This window comes from Pseudomonas sp. LJDD11, assembly GCF_024584215.1.
Taxonomy (GTDB): Bacteria; Pseudomonadota; Gammaproteobacteria; order Pseudomonadales; family Pseudomonadaceae; genus Aquipseudomonas.
This window is the reverse complement of sequence record NZ_JANJFL010000033.1, coordinates 1-17,558: the sequence shown is the minus strand read 5'-3', so window position 1 is coordinate 17,558 and position 17,558 is coordinate 1. Positions and strand designations below refer to the sequence as shown.

General features: G+C 61.5%; 19 protein-coding genes. 8 read left to right on the top strand and 11 right to left on the bottom strand.

Features of this window, described 5'->3' with window-relative positions; genetic code table 11:
* The first annotated feature begins 205 nt into the window (after window positions 1–205).
* Window positions 206–721, top strand: a complete 516-nt coding sequence (locus NRB16_RS26120) for a sigma-70 family RNA polymerase sigma factor (RefSeq protein ID WP_257107300.1) — start codon at window positions 206–208, stop codon at window positions 719–721.
* Window positions 718–1,680, top strand: coding sequence for a FecR domain-containing protein (locus tag NRB16_RS26115; protein ID WP_257107299.1), 963 nt, complete (start codon window positions 718–720; stop codon window positions 1,678–1,680). Before NRB16_RS26120 ends, NRB16_RS26115 begins: the two co-directional genes overlap by 4 nt.
* 5 nt (window positions 1,681–1,685) lie before the next feature.
* On the opposite strand, the gene NRB16_RS26110 is transcribed toward NRB16_RS26115, so the two are convergent.
* From NRB16_RS26110 to NRB16_RS26085, 6 genes are all read right to left on the bottom strand, one after another.
* Window positions 1,686–2,498 carry a class I SAM-dependent methyltransferase gene (locus tag NRB16_RS26110; protein ID WP_257107298.1) on the bottom strand — a complete coding sequence of 271 codons (813 nt, stop codon included), beginning with the start codon at window positions 2,496–2,498 and terminating at the stop codon, window positions 1,686–1,688.
* A 251-nt stretch (window positions 2,499–2,749) separates the two neighbouring features.
* Window positions 2,750–3,196, bottom strand: coding sequence for a helix-turn-helix domain-containing protein (locus NRB16_RS26105; protein WP_257107297.1), 447 nt, complete (start codon window positions 3,194–3,196; stop codon window positions 2,750–2,752).
* Between the two features lie 371 nt (window positions 3,197–3,567).
* Complete coding sequence (locus NRB16_RS26100) at window positions 3,568–4,185, bottom strand: membrane integrity-associated transporter subunit PqiC (RefSeq protein ID WP_045490878.1); 618 nt, start codon at window positions 4,183–4,185, stop codon at window positions 3,568–3,570.
* Window positions 4,182–5,861 (bottom strand): intermembrane transport protein PqiB, encoded by a 1,680-nt coding sequence (locus tag NRB16_RS26095; RefSeq protein ID WP_045490880.1) that lies wholly within the window; start codon window positions 5,859–5,861, stop codon window positions 4,182–4,184. Before NRB16_RS26095 ends, NRB16_RS26100 begins: the two co-directional genes overlap by 4 nt.
* Window positions 5,851–6,468, bottom strand: a complete 618-nt coding sequence (locus tag NRB16_RS26090) for a paraquat-inducible protein A (RefSeq protein WP_045490882.1) — start codon at window positions 6,466–6,468, stop codon at window positions 5,851–5,853. Before NRB16_RS26090 ends, NRB16_RS26095 begins: the two co-directional genes overlap by 11 nt.
* Complete coding sequence (locus tag NRB16_RS26085) at window positions 6,465–7,094, bottom strand: paraquat-inducible protein A (protein WP_045490884.1); 630 nt, start codon at window positions 7,092–7,094, stop codon at window positions 6,465–6,467. The genes NRB16_RS26090 and NRB16_RS26085 overlap by 4 nt, the downstream gene beginning before the upstream one ends.
* Before the next feature lie 445 nt (window positions 7,095–7,539).
* On the opposite strand from NRB16_RS26085, the gene NRB16_RS26080 reads away from it, so the two are divergent.
* Window positions 7,540–7,893: a hypothetical protein gene (locus tag NRB16_RS26080; protein WP_045490886.1), complete on the top strand. Its 354-nt coding sequence runs from the start codon at window positions 7,540–7,542 to the stop codon at window positions 7,891–7,893.
* A gap of 59 nt (window positions 7,894–7,952) precedes the next feature.
* On the opposite strand, the gene NRB16_RS26075 is transcribed toward NRB16_RS26080, so the two are convergent.
* Complete coding sequence (locus tag NRB16_RS26075) at window positions 7,953–8,270, bottom strand: YqjD family protein (protein WP_045490887.1); 318 nt, start codon at window positions 8,268–8,270, stop codon at window positions 7,953–7,955.
* Between the two features lie 140 nt (window positions 8,271–8,410).
* Here NRB16_RS26075 and NRB16_RS26070 point away from each other — a divergent pair, with 140 nt between their 5' ends.
* A complete protein-coding gene (locus tag NRB16_RS26070; RefSeq protein WP_045490888.1) occupies window positions 8,411–8,665 on the top strand; it encodes a hypothetical protein in 255 nt (84 codons plus the stop codon).
* Window positions 8,666–8,679: 14 nt separating this feature from the next.
* On the opposite strand, the gene NRB16_RS26065 is transcribed toward NRB16_RS26070, so the two are convergent.
* Window positions 8,680–9,168 (bottom strand): LEA type 2 family protein, encoded by a 489-nt coding sequence (locus NRB16_RS26065; protein ID WP_253112623.1) that lies wholly within the window; start codon window positions 9,166–9,168, stop codon window positions 8,680–8,682.
* A 162-nt stretch (window positions 9,169–9,330) separates the two neighbouring features.
* Between NRB16_RS26065 and NRB16_RS26060 the strand changes: the two genes are divergently transcribed.
* Both NRB16_RS26060 and NRB16_RS26055 read left to right on the top strand, forming a co-directional pair.
* Window positions 9,331–10,530, top strand: coding sequence for an acetyl-CoA C-acyltransferase (locus NRB16_RS26060; RefSeq protein ID WP_257107296.1), 1,200 nt, complete (start codon window positions 9,331–9,333; stop codon window positions 10,528–10,530).
* An 88-nt stretch (window positions 10,531–10,618) separates the two neighbouring features.
* Window positions 10,619–11,392, top strand: a complete 774-nt coding sequence (locus NRB16_RS26055; RefSeq protein ID WP_253112619.1) for an enoyl-CoA hydratase — start codon at window positions 10,619–10,621, stop codon at window positions 11,390–11,392.
* On the opposite strand, the gene NRB16_RS26050 is transcribed toward NRB16_RS26055, so the two are convergent.
* On the bottom strand, window positions 11,389–13,239 hold the full coding sequence (locus NRB16_RS26050) for a type VI secretion system Vgr family protein (RefSeq protein WP_257107295.1): 1,851 nt from the start codon (window positions 13,237–13,239) through the stop codon (window positions 11,389–11,391). The two genes, NRB16_RS26055 and NRB16_RS26050, sit on opposite strands and share 4 nt — an antisense overlap.
* A 279-nt stretch (window positions 13,240–13,518) precedes the next feature.
* Here NRB16_RS26050 and NRB16_RS26045 point away from each other — a divergent pair, with 279 nt between their 5' ends.
* Window positions 13,519–14,223 carry a YebC/PmpR family DNA-binding transcriptional regulator gene (locus NRB16_RS26045; protein ID WP_045490893.1) on the top strand — a complete coding sequence of 235 codons (705 nt, stop codon included), beginning with the start codon at window positions 13,519–13,521 and terminating at the stop codon, window positions 14,221–14,223.
* Between the two features lies 1 nt (window position 14,224).
* On the opposite strand, the gene NRB16_RS26040 is transcribed toward NRB16_RS26045, so the two are convergent.
* Together NRB16_RS26040 and NRB16_RS26035 are read right to left on the bottom strand one after the other, a co-directional pair.
* Window positions 14,225–15,517, bottom strand: coding sequence for a leucine-rich repeat-containing protein kinase family protein (locus tag NRB16_RS26040; RefSeq protein ID WP_257107294.1), 1,293 nt, complete (start codon window positions 15,515–15,517; stop codon window positions 14,225–14,227).
* A gap of 40 nt (window positions 15,518–15,557) precedes the next feature.
* Entirely contained in the window at window positions 15,558–16,694 is a 1,137-nt protein-coding gene (locus NRB16_RS26035; RefSeq protein ID WP_257107293.1) for a M14-type cytosolic carboxypeptidase, read from the bottom strand.
* A 160-nt stretch (window positions 16,695–16,854) separates the two neighbouring features.
* Here NRB16_RS26035 and NRB16_RS26030 point away from each other — a divergent pair.
* Window positions 16,855–17,558: transposase (locus tag NRB16_RS26030; protein ID WP_257106426.1), on the top strand; the 704-nt coding region annotated here is incomplete at its 3' end.

The following is a 17,558-nucleotide window of genomic DNA, read 5'->3' as shown; positions in this document are numbered from 1 at the left end:
TTTTAGTCCTTTAAGGTGCAGAGCATTGCTGAAATGGGTAAGAAATTGATGTCGCACGCGACCAGCCAAGCTTAGTCGGCCTGTCTCGGTTGACAGGGCTGTGCGACAAATGGCCCCAATCGGGAAAAATTCCGATTGGCGGAAGGGTTCGAGTTAAATAGAATTATTCTCATTTCTTGAGTCGAACCCAAAGAGTGCTCCGCGCATGACCGATGCCGCTCAACCCATGCAGGCTGGCCTGGACAGTTTTTATCGCGAACACAGCAGTTGGCTGGAGTCCTGGCTGCGTCGGCGGCTGGGCAATGGCTGGGATGCCGCCGACCTGAGCCAGGAGACCTTTCTGCGGGTGTTGGCCAGCCCTGGCGGCGAACCGTTGGCGGCCTTGCGCGAGCCGCGTGCGTACCTGGTGACAGTCGGCAAGCGCCTGCTGCTCAACCATCAGCGGCGCCGGCAACTGGAGCAAGCCTATCTTGACGCACTGAGCCAGTTGCCTGAAGCCGTGACGCCGTCGGCAGAGCAGCGCTGGATCGTCCTGCAAACCCTGCAAGCGCTGGATGATCTGCTCGATGGGCTGACACCGGCGGTGCGCCGGGCGTTCCTTTGGGCGCAGCTTGAGGGGTTGAGCTACGCGCAGATTGCCGAGCGGCTGCAGGTCTCGCAGCGCACCGTCAAACGCTATATGGCGCAAGCCTATGAGCACTGCCTGGTGGCTGATCTGTGAGCGGCGACAGTCAGGATCAGGCGCGCCAGCTGGCGCATGCAGCAGCCTATTGGCTGGCGTTGATCGAATCGGGCAGCGCCAGCGCCGAGGATCACGCACGCTTGCGTCACTGGCGCGAACAGTCGCATCACCATGAGCAGATGTGGCAGAAGGCCCAGGGGCTGCGCCAGCGCTTTGCCGAGGTGCCTGCCCAGCTTGCGCTGGCCAGCCTCGACCGGCCCGGCCCTGACCTGCAACGACGCGCCGTGCTCAAGCGGGCGCTGGTGATGGCGGCATTGTTGCCGACGGGCTGGCTGCTGAGCCGGCAACTGCCGCTGGCCAACTGGAGTGCCGACTTGCGGACCGCCACCGGTGAGCGGCGTATGGTCAGCTTGCCCGATGGCAGTCAATTGCAGCTCAACACCGCCACAGCGGTGGATCTGGAATGGCAGGCCGGCCAGCACCAGTTGCGACTGATCGACGGTGAACTGGCACTGAAGATGGCCGCTGATGCGCAGCAGGTGAGCATTCAAACCCGTCTTGGGCAGATCAGTGCCAGTGCCGCCGAGCTGTGTGTTCGTCAGGATGCCCGGCGCTGCCGGGTGTCGGTCAGCCGCGGCAGTGTCGAGTTGCGCTCGGCCAGCGGTGCTATCGAGCGCCTGCAGGCCGGGCAGCGCGCTTCGTTGAATATCGACGGCATCACGCCGATAGAACGCTTCGACGCCCGTCAGCCGGATTGGCGCATGGGCGTGCTGAGTGTCGAAAATCGCCCGTTGGGCAGCTTCCTGACCGAGCTTGGCCGTTACCGGCCGGGCATCTTGCGTTGGGAGCCTGGCCTGGAGCAGTTGGCCGTGACTGGCTCCTTCCGGTTGGACGACACCGAACAGATCCTCGACCTGCTGGCCGCCAGCCTGCCGCTTCAGGTACAGCGCCGGACGCGCTACTGGGTCACCCTGGTCGCGCGCCCGAAAGTCGTCTGAGCCGCTCAGCGCCGCACGATCACCACTTCAAGATATTCCGCCGGGACGATCAGCGATTCGCTACCGGCCCGGTTCATGCGTTGTAGCAGGTCGCTCAAGTCCTGTTGCAAGCGCTGCGCGTCGTTCGCGGACAAACTGGCAAAGGCCATGTGCAGTGGCCCGTACCAGGCGCGGAAGGTGTCGATAAAGTGCTGCGCAGAGCGATAACGCATATTGAACAGTCGCGGTGTCACCCGCACCTCGCTGGCGGTGGCGGCAAACAAGTCGTCCAGGCAACTTCTGTTACCCCACTGCAACGGTGAGCGTATGCCTTCAGGTGGCGGTACATGCCTGGCAAGAGCCTTGAACATCTGTCCGACAAAACCGTCCGGCGTCCAGCAGGCCAGGCCAATGCGCCCGCCGGGCCGGCAGACCCTGGCCAGTTCAGCTGCAGCGCGAGGCTGGTCAGGGGTGAACATCACACCAAAGGTCGACAGCACCGCGTCGAAGCTGGCATCGGCAAACGGCAGGGCTTCGGCATCGGCTTCCAGAAAACTGATGTCGAAGCGCTCGGCCCTTGCCCGTTCGCGCCCGCGCTCAAGCAGCGCGCCGACAAAGTCGGTGGAGGTTACCACGCAGCCGCGCCGGGCGGCGGCAAGGCTGGCGTTGCCGTTACCGGCGGCAGCGTCCAGCACGGTTTCGTCGTAGCGCAAGTCGCAGGCTTCGGCAAGCAGTTCAGCCGTGAGCAGCAGTCCGGTGCCGATCACGGCGTAGTCGCCGCTGCTCCAGACCTGGTTATGGCGCTTTTTGAGTTGTTGCAGATCCACGGGGGCTTTCATCAGGGGTCACCTGTCGGCGGGATGCAGGTAGAGGGCGGGAAACCCCGATGAGCGAAGAAAGGTAACGGCTTGCAGACCCGGCTTTGTCTCTGGGCTGGTAAGCGTATGCCAGCCGGTGGAGTCTCTCGATGCAGGAGTGATCAGCATAGTCAGTGCGCTGACTATGCTGGGCAAGAGTCGCCATATGGCTGGATGAATGGTCCTGGAGGGTGTAGCAAAACTGCCTGCGCTCGCCGACTTTCTCTAAAAGCCTAAACGAGCCGCGCGGTGGTGTAGATCAGCCGCAGCGCTGCCAGGCTGATGGATTCAGCCTCATTGCACAGCGCGTCGAGCGAACAGGCACCGTCAGGCTCGGTATGCTGGGTTCTGGCTTCCAGCATACGGGTCATCTGGTACAGGTTGCGGCTCATGCCATGCAGGCTTTCGTGCAGGGCGGCGATGACTTGTTCCAGATTTTCGCTCGGCTGCGCAGACGATGCGTCATTGGCGGGAGGTGGGTGAGATTGCCCGGTGACCACATAGCTGACATCAACGCCAACTTCCGATACCCGTGAGAGGTAATCGGCCCTGGGGTATCTCATGCCGTTTTCATAATTGCCCTGGGCGTTGGTTTCAACGCCACCAATGGCCCCCAGCGCGCTCTGGGAAAGTTTCAGGCGTACACGTTCACGCTTCAGGCGTGGACCAATCCCGGTCATCCGTTTGTCCTCGATCAATCTTTCGCGCAGGCGTAAACCCGGCGAAGGCATAGTGATTTGAAGAGCGAACAGACCTGCTGCCCGGACGGGCAGCAACTGAAGGTCATCCGAAAAGTTCGCGGACCATATGATTTGGTGCGCGCACGATACCCGGAAATACCCCGGTGGAGTAGTGGCCATTAGTACTTTTTTGTACGAAGTGGAACGTTTTGATGCTAAGCATTGTTAAAAAAATAACAGGTATAAACCGGGTTGAATTTTGTTCTGGTTTATCCAGAACGTGCGTTTGTAGAGTGCCTTATGCGGCAGGCAAGCGGCTCATTCAGGCCGCAGCAAAGCCCGTCAGTACACACTGACGGGCATGGCCGCTGTCAAGGGCAGCCGGCACTACGCTGCTGCGACCAGTTACGGCCTGTCTGGGCAATCTGCTCGGCCAGGCGGCTCACGGCGCGTTGATGGGCCAGCACCAGGTTTTCCATGCTGGCTGCGGCATTTTCGCGGATCACGCTGCTGCAGGTCAGGTTCTCGCGCTTGCTGCCGCTCGGGCCGCTACGCAAGCTCAGATTCCATACCACGTCGATCAGCGCAAACTGGCCGGGCACCGATTCAAAGCGGCGTACGTCAGCGCGCAGTGACAGCAGCGGCTCATCGCTGTTTTTGGGCAGCCCCGCCACATCGCGGCGATTCCACAGCCGTTCGAGCTGGGCGGTCAGAGCGTCATGAAACTCATCGCCCAGCGGCGCGCCCCAGCGCTCAGTGTCGAGTATCGCCAGGCTGCCATCGCCCTGGCGCACGACCAGCGGCGGCTGGTCGACCTGCACCGGCAGCAGCACCGGGAGCATTTCGAACTGGAACGGCGCCGGTGCACTGCGCTGCGGCGGTGCGGAGTCCATGGGCGCGACCAGGGTGTAGTAGCGCAGGGTCGGTGACGAGCAGGCGGCCAGACCGAAAACGGCGGCCAGAACAGCAAACTTGCGGCGCAGGGTCATTCTTGTGGCTCCACATTCTTGTTACGCGACGACGAGCTTTTGAACGAGGCCGGTGCAGCATCACTGCTGCGGCCCCGAATCAGCGATTCGGGCTGGCGACCGAGGAAGTCGGTCAGCACCCGCACCGAGCGGGCTGCGCGTTGTACTTCATCCAGTGCCTGACCAAGCTGCTGGCGGCCAGGAGAGTCTTCGCCCAAGGTGTCGTTGGCGCTGGCCAGGGTTTTCTCGGCCTGTTGCAGGGTGCCACGCATTTGCGGCAATACGCTGCCGTTGACGGTTTTCAGGGTTTTTTGCAGCTCGCTCAGGCTGCCATTGAGGTTGGTCGCCAACTCGTCGATCGGCAGGCGGCTGAGTTTGTCGACAAAGGCCTGCAACTGCTCCTGTAGCTTGTCGAAGCTGCCTGCCACGGTTGGGATCTCCAGCGGCCGGGCACGTTGATCGAAAGCCACTTTCGGTGCCTTGGGGTCGAATTCCATGGCAATGTACAACTGGCCGGTGAGCAGGTTGCCGGTGCGTACCTGGGCGCGCAGGCCATTGCTGACGAAGGCGCCGAGAATCCGCGCCGATTGCTCGTCTTCATCGCCATTGCCCGCCAGCTTCTGGAGTTTTTCCTCGGCGGCGCCGAGGCGCTTGGGATAGATCACCGCCCCCACTACGCCGGGGAAGGTCTTGGTGTCGCCGTCGTAGTCGAGGTCGACCGACACCACTTTGCCGATATTGACGCCCAGGAAGTCCACCGGTGCATTGACCGCCAGGCCGCGCAGCGACTGTTTGAAGCGCATGCGGATATAGCGCGGCTCGCCATCTGGTGGGGCCAGGGCGGTGGCCTGATCGTCGAAGATGCGGAACTCGGCATACTCGTCAGCAGGTTTGGCATCCGGGCTCCAGTTCGGCTCACGGAAGGCGATACCGCCGGAGACGATCGACGCCAGCGACTGGGTATCGATTTTCAGGCCCGCTGCGCCCACGGTGACGTCCACCCCGCTGGCGTTCCAGAAGCGCGTGTCGGTGGTGATGTACTTATCGTTGGGCGAATTGATGAAAATCTGCACGTCGACGCCTTTGCCGTTGTCAGACAGGTTATAGCCCACCACCTGGCCGACCTGGATGCGCCGGTAATAGATCGGCGAGCCGATATCCAGCGATCCAAGGTCATCGGTACGCAGCACGAAGCGCTTGCCCTTTTCACCGAAGGTCACCGGCGGCGGGGTTTCCAGGCCGGTGAAATGATCTTTGGTCTGCTCGGCATTGCCTGCATCGGCGTTGATGAACGCGCCGGAGAGCAGGGTGTCGACCCCGGACACGCCGTGTGCACCGATGCGCGGGCGCACCACCCAGTATTGGCTGTCGACCCGGGTGAAGGGCGTGGCGCTATTGTTCAGCTCGATGGTGGCCAGGATGTGGGTACGATCCTCGCTCAGGTCGATGGCAGTGACCGTACCGATCACCACGTTCTTGTATTTGACCTGGGTCTTGTTGGCTTCCAGGCCTTCTGCGGTCTGGAAACTGACCTTGATCTTCGGGCCGATGTTCATCCAGTCGTGGGCGGCCATGGACAGGCCGATCAGGCCGGCCACGATCGGCACCAGCCAGACCAGCGAGATCCTCGCCCGGCGCGGTTTGATCTCCGGGCGGGTAGGGACTGCCGCGGACGTAGGGGGGGTGTTATCGGACATCTTCAACCTCTGCATCCCAGATGAGCCGGGGATCAAAACTCATGGCGGCGAACATTGTCATCACCACGACCAAACCAAAGAACAGGATGCCGATGCGCGGCTCGATGCTGCTGAGTTCGCGAAACTGCACCAGTGACGCCACCAGAGCCACGACCAACACGTCGAGCATCGACCAATAGCCGATCAGCTCGATGAAACGATACAGCCGCGTACGCTCAACCATCGCCCACTGACTGCGCCGCTGGCAGGTCACCAGCAACATGCCCAGCACCGCGAACTTCAGGCACGGCACCAGAACGCTGGCGATAAAGATCAGCAGCGCGATGTCCCACGAGCCGTGGTGCACAAAATCGATGACGCCGGCCATGATCGTACTTTCGCTGCTGTTGCCGAGCATGTTGGTGTACATCACCGGCAAGACATTGGCTGGAATATAGAAAATCAGCCCGGCGATCAGAAACGCCCAGGTGCGCGTGAGGCTGTTGGGTTTACGGCGATGCACCGGTGAATCACAGCGTGGGCAACAGTGCAGCTCTTGTGCGCAGGCGTAGCCACAGATGTGGCACAGGTTGAGTTGATGCTCATGGGCATAAGGGATGTGGCTCATGAAGGCTTCACCTCAAGGATGTCCCATAGCCGGCGAATGTTGCGATTGGCGATCAGCAGGATCAGCACCATTAACATGCCCATCGCCCACAGGCCTATCCCTGGATGTACATCAAGCATGCCCGACAGTTTGATGATTGCCACCAGGATGCCAAGCATGCAGACCTCAAGCATGCTCCACGGCCGCAGATGCTCAAGGGCGCGCATGCATGCCTTGAAGCCGGGCGCAACAATGCCGCGCTGGGCATGCAGCAAGACCCAGAGCAGCAGCGCGATCTGCAGCAGCGGGGCAAAGATGATCGACAGACCGGCGACCAGCGCAATCAGGGTGATACGTCCCTGAGCCAGGGCTTCGACTGACTGCCAGAGCGTGACTTCGTTGCTCAGGCCTTTCATGCTGATGCTGATCACCGGAAAGATATTGGCCAGCAGAAACAGCATGGCGGCCGTCACGGTCAGGGCCAGCCATTGCTCCAGTGACATGCGTTGACCGCGGCCAAGCAGCGCGCGACAACGCAAGCAGTAAGCGGACTCGCCTGCGCGCAAGGGATGAATTTCATACAGCGAGTCGCAGTGCTCGCAAATAATCAGGGCCGGCTGTGGCTGGCTGGACGTTTCAGTGCTCATCGATGCCGTGGCTGCTGGTTCTGGAAAAGGCTACAACGCAAGGTGCAGGAAGATACCTGTTTGCTGCCGCTGAGGCTTGTATTTATGCACATTGATTGAGGCGAAAGTGGCTCAAGGATGGACCACAGGGGCAGAATGACGTTCCCATGTCACAGAGCCATTATTTCACGGATTTACCCTGCAAATGTGGCCGGTTGCGCTGAGTCCTCTCATCGGCGGGACGCTGGCCTCGCGGGGCTGATATTTCGTGAAATATCTGATTACATGATCAAAAAACAGCACAGGCGACCCGGTCGCTGCTGCAAACGCCCGGCTGCTGGCGCTATGACGGCATCCAGCAGTGGCCGGTTGATCGAGCACCTGGCTGCGTCACCTTAGCGCAACCGGTCGCTGAAGCGGTGCACAGTGATAGACTCCTGCCTCGATCAGTCAGGAGCAGTTCGACGTGCGCAAGATGGTAATGATAATGGCGGCACTGGCGTTGACCGCATGTGATGCCGGCAAGTCCCCGACGCCAGCCCATGAGTCTGCTGCCAGTGCCCAAGTGCAGGCGCCGCAGGTCAGTCAGCCTAAGTGGTACATCCAGATGAACACCCGTGAGGCGATCAGCGACACCAGCGCGTGGCTGCTGGAGCGTCATTATGCGCCGGTGATCGTCAATCTCGATGGCAAGCAGCAGATCCTGCTGGGGCCTTACGAGTCGCAGGAGCAAGGCCAGGAACAGTTGACCGGGCTGGAAGCCAAAGTGGCCAAATCGCACCGCTTTGCCAAACCTGCACTGGTCAATCGCGCACTTTAAGGCGCTGCTATGTGGCTGGAACTGGCACTCTGTCGAGCCCGTTCCAGCGACAATGTTTTTTAGCGACGGCCCAGCAACAGGCCGACAACCAGCCCGAACCCTGCCGATATCGCAACGGTCTGCCATGGGTGGCCGCCGATATAGGTCTCGGTTGCCTCGACGGCCGGGCGCGCACGCTCACGCACGCTGGTCACCGCTTCCAACGCCTGATTGAGCTTCAGGCTCAATTGCGCTTTCAGCGTTTCGGCGTCTTCTCCGACCAGCGCGGCGCTGTCTTTGAGCAGCTTTTCCGATTCTTCGATCAGCGACTGCAATTCGCTGAAAGCCTGATCCTTGATCTGGTCAGCAGGGTTTTGCGCGGCGGTTTTGCGGGCCATGGTGGTTTCCTTTCAGTGGATGGCATTTGAACCATTGAGTACCGGGCGGCGGCAAAAGTTGCAAGTTGTTCAATCGGCTGTTCGGCGTCATGGTCCTGGCCGTGTAAGATTGCCCCCGGTTTTTGTAAGAGGTAACCGCCATGAGTTTCAATCTCGCCAACCTTTCCCAGGCCGAACGTGCCGAGATCGAAGACGAAAAATCGCGTCTGTTCGAGCTATGGCAGAGCAATCTGGGCAAGGCCAAGGGTGATGCCGCGCGTCTGATCGGCGAAAAATCCAAACGCAAGGGCAAGTGGGCCGAATGGGTACGTGGCGAACTGGATGCCATGAGTCCGCCGGAGTACGCCAACATGGTGCGCAGTGAGGTCAATCGTTTGATGGCCGCTGCCCGCTAACTGCCCCGCCAGGCTCACCAGCCGCCGGTGGCGCCGCCAGGCAGGTTCAAGGTGCCGCTGCTGCTGAAGCGCTGGGTGCCGAACGGGCCGCCGCCGAACTTGCCGTGCAAGGTGTACGGCAACCCGTCCAACGGCCGACCGCGTGCCTGCGCCTCGCCGAGCCCCAGAGTCTGGCGCAGTACAGAGAACGCCGTGATGCTCACCGGCACAGTGATCAGCGCCTGCGAATAGCTGGCCACCCGGCCATGCTGGTCACTGACCCCGGAAGCCAACAAGCGGTCGTTGACCTCCAGGCGCAGGGCCACGCCGTTGTAGTGGATCTCGCTGTCGTTGGGGTTCTGAACCCGCAACTTCACGGCCATGCGCACTTCCAGTCCCTCGCCGGGTAGCGGCTCGATGCCTGCCACTTCGATCACCAGTGGATCACGATCCGGTAACCACGCGCAGGCGCCCAGTGCGCAGAACAGTGAGACAAGCAGCAGGCGACGTGTATGGCGCAACATGGCGGGCTCCAGAAAGGCAACACAGAATCTGACCATCGAGGCCGGCAGATATTCGCCGCACCGGTCGCCTGGGTTTTTCCACTAAGCTCAAGACTGTATGGCGGGTGCCACCATCGCGTTGGGCATCTGGCCGAGCAATCTTGTGTTCAGGAGGAGAGTTCCATGACCGTTCAGAGTCATCAGGACCCGGTGGTTATCGTCAGCGCAGCGCGCACGCCGATGGGCGGCTTTCAGGGTGAATTGCGCAGCCTGAGCGCCCCGCAATTGGGGAGTGCAGCCATCGCTGCGGCCGTCGCCCGGGCCGGTATCGAGCCGCAGGCGGTCGAGGAGGTGCTGTTTGGTTGCGTGCTGCCGGCCGGGCTGGGTCAGGCACCGGCCCGGCAGGCTGCACTGGGCGCCGGGCTGAGCATGGCGACGCGCTGCACGACCGTGAACAAGATGTGCGGCTCTGGCATGCAGACGGTGATCCAGGCGCATGATCTGCTGCTGGCCGGCAGCGCCACGGTCGTGCTGGCCGGTGGCATGGAAAGCATGTCCAACGCGCCTTACCTGCTGGACCGGGCGCGTGAGGGGTATCGCATGGGCCATGGTCGGGTGTTGGATCACATGTTTTACGACGGCCTGGAGGATGCCTTCGAGCCCGGTCGGCTGATGGGCACCTACGCCGAGGAGTGCGCGCAATCGCACGGCTTCACCCGCGAAGACCAGGACGCATTTGCCCTGGCATCGCTGAGTCGCGCTCAACATGCCATGGCCAATGGCTGGTTCGAGGAAGAAATCATCCCGCTTGAGGTCAGCGTCGGGAAAGAGCGCAAGCGTATCAGCCAGGATGAGCAGCCACCCAAGGCCCGGCCGGACCGGATCGGCTCGCTCAAACCGGCATTTGTCGATGGCGGAACGGTAACGGCGGCCAATTCCAGTTCCATTTCCGACGGTGCCGCTGCGCTGCTGTTGATGCGCCGCTCCGAGGCCGAGCGCCGTGGCCTGAGCGCGCTGGCCGTGATCCATGGTCATGCTGCCTATGCCGATAAGCCAGGCCTGTTCACCACCGCGCCGATTGGCGCGATTGAGGCGCTGTGGTCGAGGACCGGCTGGTCAGCCGATCAGGTTGATCTGTTCGAAATCAACGAGGCTTTTGCGGTGGTGACGCTGGTGGCGATGAACAAGCTGGGGCTGGATCATGCACGGGTCAATGTCCACGGCGGCGCCTGTGCGCTGGGGCATCCGGTGGGGGCCTCGGGGGCGAGGATTCTGGTGACCTTGCTGGCGGCGCTACGGCGTCACGGCAAGCGCCGTGGGGTGGCGGCAATCTGCATCGGTGGTGGTGAGGCTACGGCCATGGCTGTTGAGTTAATAAGCTGAGGGTAATCAAGAGCTTATGATTGGATATGAATGTTGATTGTTCAATTTGGTGTTAATCGCCCGTTTCAAATAAAAAGGATAAAAAACAATGGCTTATAGCGAAATCCTTACCGAGGTCAGAGACAGGGTTGCGCTCATCACACTCAACCGTCCGCAGGCATTGAATGCCCTTAATGCCCAATTGATCGATGAGTTGAACCACGCGCTGGATCAGTTCGAGGCCGATTCGCAGATCGGCTGCATTGTGCTCACCGGCTCACAGAAAGCGTTTGCCGCCGGTGCAGACATCAAGGAAATGGCCGAGCTGACTTACCCGCAGATCTACCTGGACGATCTGTTCAGCGAAAGCGACCGGGTCGCCGGGCGGCGCAAGCCAATTATCGCTGCAGTGGCTGGTTTTGCCCTTGGCGGTGGTTGTGAGCTGGCATTGATGTGCGACTTTATTCTGGCCGCCGACAACGCCCGTTTTGGTCAGCCGGAAATCAATCTGGGGGTGTTGCCCGGGATGGGCGGCACACAACGCCTGAGCCGGGCGGTAGGCAAGGCCAAGGCCATGGAAATGTGCCTTACCGGGCGTCTGATGGATGCCCATGAAGCCGAACGCGCCGGGCTGGTGTCGCGGGTGGTCGCCACAGAACGGCTGCTCGATGAGGCCCTTGAGGCCGCCGCGGCCATCGCTGCCAAATCGCTGCCGGTGGCGATGATGGTCAAGGAAAGCGTCAATCGTGCATTCGAGGTCAGCCTGGCCGAAGGCATCCGCTTTGAGCGACGGGTGTTTCATGCGGTGTTCGCCAGCCAGGACCAGAAAGAAGGCATGGCGGCATTTGTAGCCAAGCGCCCGCCGCAGTTCAGGGGGCGTTAATCTGTTTGCGGCGCGGCGGCGGCATCGAGCAACGCCTGATGCAGGGCATCATTGCTGCTCTGGCGCAGATAGTGATGCAGCGTGACACAGTGGCCGGGGTGCAGCAGGCACAGCGTCTGCGCACCTCGGGCATATTCCATGGCCAACCGGCGCCGCTGCTCGGCAGTCATGCCCAGATAGCCCTGATCGTCCGTGCGGCCCTCGAATAACACATGCTCCGGGTCAAGCAGAGACAGATTTTCCAGCCCCGGCTTGTCCATGTGGACGATATACCAGACGCAATCGCGCAGCGGCGTGCCTTGCACGACCAGGCGTAGATCCTGCAGTGGCTGTTGTTGCCTGCGTCGGGTCAATTGCAGCCTGGCTGCGCTGACCTCGATACCCTGGTGCCCGAGCCGAATGCTGGCCAGCGCGCCGCTCAGGCTCAGCGCTTGGGTGGCGCAGATCTGCAAGTATTGACCGCGTTGGACCGCCAGTTGTTCTGTGCCCGGCTCAATCGGGCAGCCATCAAGGCTCAAGCGCAGCGGCCCTGCAGCGATGCTGCCAGGCAACAGGGCGCAGATCGTCGGCCGGTCCGGGTCGCCGTCCAGATAGGCCACCAGAACCCGGTTGCCGGGCAGCAGCGGTTGATCGGCGGGCAAGCGACCGGGGATTAGCTGCGCCTGTACCGGAGCGCTGCCGGTTGTCTGCCAGTCGAGCCGGATCTTCAGGCTGGCCTGGCGATTGGCTGTGCTGTCGATCAGCGTTGCCGCATGCAGCCCGTTGATTCGGGGTTTTGGATGGCGCAAGGCCGGGCGAAACGGCTGGGTCCAGGGTATGACCGCAAAGTTGTTGCCGTATCCGGGATCGCTGTGCTCGCCCAGATCCAACAGCGGGGCGTTGAGCGCCCAGTCATGAGTATCGGCAGCGGCAAGGTTGCGCACGATCGTGGCAATCTCGTGGGGGTCTTGCCCTTCGAATACGCCCATCTGCCTGCCGTAGTGATGCACGCGGGTCACCAGCCAGTGGTCGTTGTAACGCTGCTCGGGGTGTCTGGCAATGCGTATGACCTGCCCGCAGCGCAGCGCCGCATCGCGGCTCTGCCCGCTGAGCTGACGAGCACCGCAGCGCAGTCGTTCCAGGTCACGGCTGCGCTGCTGTAATTGCCAGGCTTGCGGGTGGGACGGCGTGGCACCGTGGGTTGCCTGGCGCAGCGTCGGGGTGACGGGTTGTAAACCGCGAAATTCACAGAGCTGATCAAGCAGGCCGCTCCGGTCGGAGGGCAGGTGGGCCAGCAACGGCTCCAGGCGCTCGGTAAAACTCGCCGGGTCATCCGAGAACACCAGTTGCTGACCGTCGAAGTGAAAGTGAATACCTTCTTCTTCACACACCCGCTGCAGCAGATGCAGGTCGCTCTCTTGATACTGAATGCATTGATTGCGGACCGGATACACGCCGTGCAGGTGTTCGAGGCGCAGCTCTGTTGGGTCGTACCCGTTTTCACTCAGTAGACGTTCGATGAGCTGCAGGCTGCTCTGGCCGCTGAACAATCGTTGCCTTGGGGGGCTGGTCATGCGTTGCAGGCGCGGCGCCAGACTGATGCGGTAATGGCTCAGGCAGGTGCCGGCGTACAGCTGGCAGGCGTCAATGATTTCACCGTCGACAGCAGGATGCCCGGCGCGGGCGATGAAACTCGCCGGTCGGCCGTGCAGCCTGGCAAGCTCCAGGCCTGGATCGCGGCTGATCAGATCGATCGTATACCGCCACGGCTCGTTCAAGGCTTCCTGGCCGCTAAAGGCGGCAACCCTGAAGTCCATCGGCAGGCCTGGGATTTTCAGGCTGATCGGGCAGGCAGAATCATTGAGCATGCACAGATGCTCCCTCCTCAGGGGGTTAAGGCTGCGAAGGGTACGAAAAGCCGGAGCGCAAAGGCATAGTTGCCGGTTATTTCAGAAATGGCCTACAGCCCTGTAGGGCTCTGGGGTAATTGTCGGACAGCGGTTATGAAATTGTTGGAGGGGTTCCATCTATACGTCGGGCGTATAGAATGCTCGCCCTGTGTTCGGAGTATTCCGGGCGATACCTTTTTCAGCGTTCTGTCATCTTGTCGTGGCGGGACGCCAGTGAAGCGAGAGAGAGCAGCAGACATGGGCGCACAGTGGAAAGTCAAACATAAAGAAGCGGCCGCCAATGCCAGGGGCAAGATCTTCGGCAAGCTGTCCAAGGAAATCATGGTTGCCGCCCGCGGCGGTGCTGATCCTGACATGAACTCGCGCCTGCGCCTGGTGGTCGAGCAGGCCAAAAAGGCCTCGATGCCGCGTGACACGCTGGAGCGCGCGATCAAAAAAGGCGCCGGCCTGCTGGGTGAAACCGTCAGCTTCGAGCGGGTCACCTATGAAGGCTTCGCGCCGCACCGGGTGCCGGTGATCGTCGAATGCCTGACCGACAACGTCAACCGCACCGTCGCGGAAATCCGCGTGCTGTTTCGCAAGGGCCAGTTGGGCGCTTCGGGTTCGGTATCCTGGGACTTCGCTTATCAGGGCATGATCGAGGCGGTCGCCAATTCGGCGGATATCGACCCTGAAGAGGCTGCCATCGAAGCCGGTGCCCAGGATTGCGAGCCAGGCGAGGAGGGGGTGACCCTGTTCCTCACCGAGCCGACTGACCTGGACCTGGTGTGCAAGGCATTGCCCGAGCAGGGGTTTACCGTGCAGTCGGCGAAACTGGGTTATCGCCCCAAGAACACCGTCGACGGCCTGACCGATGAGCAGATGGCTGAAGTCGAGGCGTTCCTGGAAGCGCTCGACAACAACGATGACGTGCAAGACATGTACGTCGGGCTGGCGGGCTGATTCAGCCTGCGAGGGCTTGCAGGCAGTCATGGACTTCCTGCATCCCTGGCCTCAGCGCCACAGCTGGCTGTACGCAACGTGCAGCCAGTCGTACCAGCGCCGGGCAGGAGTCACTTTCCGGGCAGTGACTCAGCAGCTCTTCGAGCAAAATCCCGAATGCCCGTACCTCGATGCGCTCCAGCGCAGTGCTGACGCGAGCATGCGGATGAAAGGCGGCGGCGCCAAAGTCGCCCAGCAGGCACTGGCCGTCTGCTTGCCAGAGGATGTTATGCCCATACAGATCACCATGAGTGATGCCGATCGTGTGCAGATGGGCCACCACTGACGCGATACCGGTTGCCAGGCGCAGCACCACCGGCAGGCTCAGCACGGTGTCTGGCGGGTAGATATCCCGGCTGCAGGAGGCCAGGCTTGGCGGGCCGGCCAGGTTGCGCAGCGCAGGGTCAATCAGGCCCATGACCAGGCCACGACGCTGATCGGGGTGGCCGTCGACCTCGCCGATGACCTCAATCAATTGCGGATGCGCCCCGGCGGCCATGCACGCGAGCATTTCATCCTGTGGCGAGCCATCGCTGGTCAGCTCGCCCTTGTACAGTTTGATCGCCACCGCTCTGCTGCCTTCAGCGCTGTGCCATAGCCCTTGCTGGATGACCCCCGAAGCCCCTTCGCCAAGCCGTTGCTGCAGTTGCAGTTGCGCCCAGGGGATGCGTTTGATTGCCGGCTGCTCAGGGCTGCGACTGAACGGGTTGCCGGAGTGCGCCAGCCAGGCCAGGGCCGGCATTTGCATCAGCCAGTCAGGCAACGCCGGCAGTTGGTTGGCGGACAGGCGCAGCAATTCCAGCTGCTGACAGTTCGCAAGGCTTGCTGGCAGGCTTTGCAGGCGGTTACCGGCGAGCATCAGTTTCTGCAGCATCGGGCACCGGCCAAGCTGCTCCGGCAAGGTCTCCAGACGGTTATCAGTGAGGATCAGCCAGCGCAGCCGCGGCGGCAGCGACTCGGCGGGTACGTGTTCGATGCGGTTGGCCTTGAAGCCGATCATGCTCAGCCGTTGGCAGCGCCCGAGTACGGGTGGCAGCTCGGTGAACAGGTTGTCAGAAACAAACAGCACTTCGAGTTTTGTCAGGCGGTGCAAATCATCCGGCAGGCTGCTCAAGGCGTTGCCGCTCAGGTTGAGGACTTCCAGCGAGTCGGCCAGGTCAAAGATTTCCTGCGGGAAGTGCTCCAGGCCGCAGCCCAGATCAAGGCGACGGATGCCGGCCAGTTTGCCGGCGCGCAGGTCTGCAAGAGAATGCATGGGTCGGGATTATCCAGGTTACCGGTGTGGTAGGGGAGATTCAGCGTAACGCCTGAACCATTTGCGCCAGAGCACCGAGCACGTCACGGCCCAGCGCCTTTGAGCGTTGCCCGGACCAGCCGGTGTGCGGGTTCGGGGCGTTGTCGTGATCCTTGAAGGGCATTTCCAGGGTCAGCGCCAGGCATTGGTAGCGTTCACCGACACTGTTACAGGCCAGGCTCATATTGGCCTGCCCAGGCGCGCTGCGGGGGTAGCCGTGCAGGCTCTGGAAGTCCGGAGTGATACCCTCCAGGGTGCTGCGAAACTGCGCCTCAAGCGCGGCCTGCCTGGGGCTGTAACCCGGATTGCCTTCGCAGGCGGCGGTGAAGACATAAGGGATGTCTTCGTCGCCATGGGCATCGATAAAGGCATCCACGCCATACTGTTCCATTTGTTGCTGGATGAAGAACACCTCCGGCGTGTCCTGGGCATTGCTGTCTTGCCAGGCGCGGTTAAGGTCTTTGCCGCGCGCATTGGTGCGTAGATGGCCATGAAAGGCGCCGTCCGGGTTCATGTTCGGCACCAGATACAGGTCGGCGGCGGCGAGCAAGGTCTGCAACGCGGCGTCGGCAGGCTCCTGTAAACGCTCGATGATGCCTTCGATAAACCACTCGGCCATATGCTCGCCCGGATGCTGTTGGGCGATGATCCAGATCTTGCGCTTGCCGGGCGCGCCGTCGCCTTTGCGCAGCAAGGCAATATCGCGGCCTTCGACGCTGTGCCCGGTGGCCAGCAACTGGCAGCCGGCATTGCTTAGCGCCTGTTCGATCAGGCGCGTATGGCGCTCACGGCTATAGGGTTCGAAATAGGCAAACCAGGCCTGGCGGTGACTGGCTTCGAAACGGAAACTCAGCGCCTGGCCGTCGAAGCTGGAGGGCACGCGAAACCAGCTCTGGTGGTCAGTGGATGCCACCGCGTTGTAGCCGTGCCAGGCATGCCCGTAGCTTGCGCCGGCAGCATTGCCGAGCCTGAAGTGGTAGTGCTGGCCGGGAATCAGGCCATCGACCTTGAAGTGGAACCACTGGTAATGCGGGCTGTTACTGTCGGGGCGGATCGCCAGTTCGATGCGCTGGCTGTCGCTGGCATCGATGACCTCAATATTGCCGCTGTCAAAATCGGCGCTGATGTTCAGACTCACGGTGTCTCCCTGTATGCGCAAGTGCCGGGGTGTGGCAATTATTTTACCAAGCCGGCGCAAAAAAGCCCCTTCCTTCAGGTAGGGGATGAAAGCGCCACCGCGAAGCGGTCATAGGGGTTAACATCCATAAAACCGCCCCATCCTGTGTTTCATGACTGAAATGAAAGCGACCAAAACCCTCAAGATTCGAGTGCGAGACAAGCATGCAGCGCAGTTGCGTGAAGCTTCTCGTGCTGTGAATTTTGTGTGGAACTACGTAAACGAGTTGAGCCGTCGCTCGATTCGTGAGCGTGGTCGTTTTCTGTCGGCGTTCGACATTCACAAGTACACCAACGGGGCCGGCAAAGACCTGGGACTGCACAGCCAATCGGTGCAGGCTGTTGCCGACGAATATGTCACACGGCGCAAGCAGTTCAAAAAGCGCCAGCTCCGCTGGCGCTGCTCGGGCGGCGCCCGGCGCAGCCTGGGCTGGGTGCCCTTCAAGGTCGGCGCTGCTGTCTGGAAAAACGGCCAGGTCGTCTTCAACAAACAGCACTTCAAGGTCTGGGACAGCTACGGCCTGGCGGGCTTTAAATTCAGATCCGGCAGCTTCAACGAAGACAGCCGTGGACGCTGGTATTTCAACGTCGTGGTCGAGGTCGACCGCCAGTTATCGCCAGGCCAGGACGCGGTGGGTATCGACCTCGGACTGAAAACCACGGCCACCTGCAGCGACGGTGATCGCCTTGAAAGCGGCAGGTTCTACCGGGATCTGGAGAGCGCCCTGGGCACGGCCCAGCGCGCCGGCAAGAAGGCCCGTGTGCGGGCGATTCACGCCAAAATTGCGAACCGCCGCAAGGATTGCCTGCATAAGTTCAGCAACGC